General features: G+C 59.8%; 2 protein-coding genes. Both read left to right on the top strand.

What is annotated here, in order from left to right:
* The coding region (locus Q1Q75_RS22520) for an FtsX-like permease family protein (protein ID WP_300675458.1) at window positions 1-1,053 on the top strand (1,053 nt) is incomplete at its 5' end.
* On the top strand, window positions 1,046-2,269 hold the full coding sequence (locus tag Q1Q75_RS22515; protein ID WP_300675456.1) for an FtsX-like permease family protein: 1,224 nt from the start codon (window positions 1,046-1,048) through the stop codon (window positions 2,267-2,269). The genes Q1Q75_RS22520 and Q1Q75_RS22515, both read left to right, overlap by 8 nt.
* The last annotated feature ends 496 nt before the right edge of the window (window positions 2,270-2,765 follow it).

Here is a 2,765-nt window from a genome sequence, read left to right as displayed (position 1 = left end):
GCGGCGGGGTATCAAGAAGATCAGGAGATCCGCCTGGCCTTTCACTGGGACGATGCCGTGGAGGCGGCGCTTTTGGGAGGAGACCCGCGTGTGGTGGCCTCGGCGCCGCGGGCCAATGGCTTTGCCCTGGTGACCAGCGGGCACCGGACGTATGGGTGCCTGGTGACGGGGGTGGACCCAGAGCGTGAAAAGAGGGTGTCTACCCTGGCGGCCATCCTTCGCAAGGGGAGCTATTTTTCAAGGGAAGATCGCGCCCTGATCGGGGAGACCCTGGCCCGAAACCTCAAGGTGGGGGTAGGCGATGAGCTGACCGTGCTGGGGCAGGGAAGAGACGGGTCGATGGCGGCCACGGTGGTGGCGGTGGACGGCATCTTCAAATCGGGCCTCGACGCCTACGATCGCAACGTGGTGCTCTTGCCCCTGGCGTTTTTTCAGGATCTTTTTTCCATGGCCGGTGGGGTGCACGAGGTGGCGATCCGAGCCCGGCACCTTGCCGATGTCGGCCCACTGAAAAAAAAGCTGAACAACGCGCTGCCCGGACTGCCCTTTGACGACCCCGCGCCGGTGGCCCTGGACTGGATGGATCTGATCCCCGGTCTTCTTCAGAGCATCCAGATGGACCTGGTAAGCGGGCTGATCATGTACCTGATCCTCATCATCGTGGTGGCCTTCAGCATTTTAAACACCTTTGTCATGGCGATCTTCGAGCGCACCCGGGAGTTCGGGGTGATGATGGCCATCGGCACCACGCCGAATCGCCTGATGCGGCTGGTCCTGACCGAATCCTTTTTCATGACGGCCACCGGCCTGGGGCTGGGCATCTTCCTGGGGGCGGCCCTCACCCTCTGGTTTGAGGCCCACGGCATCCTCATCCCCGGCAGCGACGAGATCATGAAGGCCTACGGCATCAGCGGCCGGCTCTACCCAAAGCTATCCGTGCTCTCCGCCACCCTCGGCCCTTCGGCGGTGCTTTGCATCACCCTCTTTTCTGCCCTCTTTCCCGCCCTGAAAATAAGAAAAATGAAACCGGTGGAGGCGATGCACCATGTATAATGAGCTGGCCTGGCGAAACATCTGGCGCAACCCGAGACGAACCCTGGTGATCCTCACCGCCGTGGTCATCGGGATCTGGAGTATTATTCTCCTGAGCGCCCTGACCCGGGGACTGGAGCAAGAGATGCTGACCAACGGCATCAAGACCCTCACCGGCCATCTCCAGATCCAGCATCCTGAGTACCTGGACGACCCCTCTGTGGATCACCTCATCGAGGCCGCAACCCTTCACCTGGACGCCCTGGTGACCGCGCTCCCGCCTGGCAGTCACTGGACCGGCCGCATCCGGGTGGGTGCCGTGGCCGCCAACGCCCGCCACTCCGGCGGGATCACCCTCGTGGGGATTGACCCGGTGCGGGAACCTGTCGTCTCCTTCCTCGGCGGTGCCATCACCGAAGGACGCCCCCTGGCCGAAACCGACACCCACAGCGTGGTGGTGGGACGCGCCCTCCTGAATAAATACGAAACCAGACTGGGCCACAAACTCATTCTCATGAGCCAGGACGTGCACGGAAAAATCGCCTCCAAGGCCTTTCGCATCTCAGGCATCTTCGATGCCGATATGGAAAGCACTGAAAAAACCTACCTCTTCGTCCCCCTTGCCGCCGCACAGCAGATGCTGGGCGGGAACGGAAAACTTTCCGAGATTTCCATCCTCCTGCCCCGCATAGGTGACGAAGCCCTTGTGGCCGACTCCCTGAAAACCACCATAAACGATGCCTCCCTGTCCATCACCACCTGGCACGAACGACTTCCCATGCTCGCCGCCTACCTGAAGCTCTCAGGATCCTTTATTTATATATGGTACGGGGTCGTCTTCATCGCCATGGGCTTCGGCATCGTCAACACCACCCTCATGGCCGTCTTCGAGCGGATCCGGGAGTTCGGTCTGATCCGAGCGTTGGGCATGCGCCCCAGGGGCATTGTCCTCGGAGTCATCCTTGAGTCGATCTTCCTGCTCCTCTTGGGCCTTGCCGTCGGAAACCTTCTGGGTATTGCCACCGTCTCCCTTGTCGCCATCCACGGCATCGACCTCTCAGCCCTCTCCGCCGGCACCGAGATGTGGGGCATGCCGCGCATCATCACCCCCCTGCTCACCCCCACCGATATCCTCACAGCCAACGCGGTCATCTTAATCCTCGGCGTCGCCGTCAGCCTCTACCCCGCCACCAAAGCAGCCCGAATCACACCCGTGGACGCGTTGCGGCATACGTAGCCTCCGGCGGCAAGGTGTGCCACCTTGAAAGCAGGTTTGCGAATGCTCTACAGCTGTCGGTCCTCTGGGCACCTCGCGTCCGCATTCGCGTGAAGGGTAAGGGGATGCCTCGTACGTCGCAAGACGCATGAGCTGCCGGGGTTAACAACATTAGAAACGAAAATTAAATAAAACAGCTAAAATTGCCTTCGGCGGCCCTGCCGGGGGCCATACGTTTGCCAATTTGTATGATCCGAGTTTGATAAACAGAATTTTTGCATGATTTCAAGGCGCGGGTATAACCGCCCTCGGCGGGGACGGGTTGGGCTTCCGGTATTTTGTCATTTTCATCGTTGCGGATTCCCCCAATGAAAGATGGGCACGCTTCGCGCTTTGCCCATCCTGATATGATTGCCCCCTGTCAAGAGACAAATAGCCCCCCATCCATTATTTGCCATAATGGTTATGCATTCTTCGATATTTCAAAAAGAAAACAGGGGCGCAGCACTGTAACGAC

Source organism: Desulfoluna sp. (genome assembly GCF_030145185.1).
Taxonomy (GTDB): Bacteria; Desulfobacterota; Desulfobacteria; order Desulfobacterales; family Desulfolunaceae; genus Desulfoluna.
Note: the sequence above shows the minus strand (reverse complement) of the source record. Positions and strands in the feature narration are given on the sequence as shown.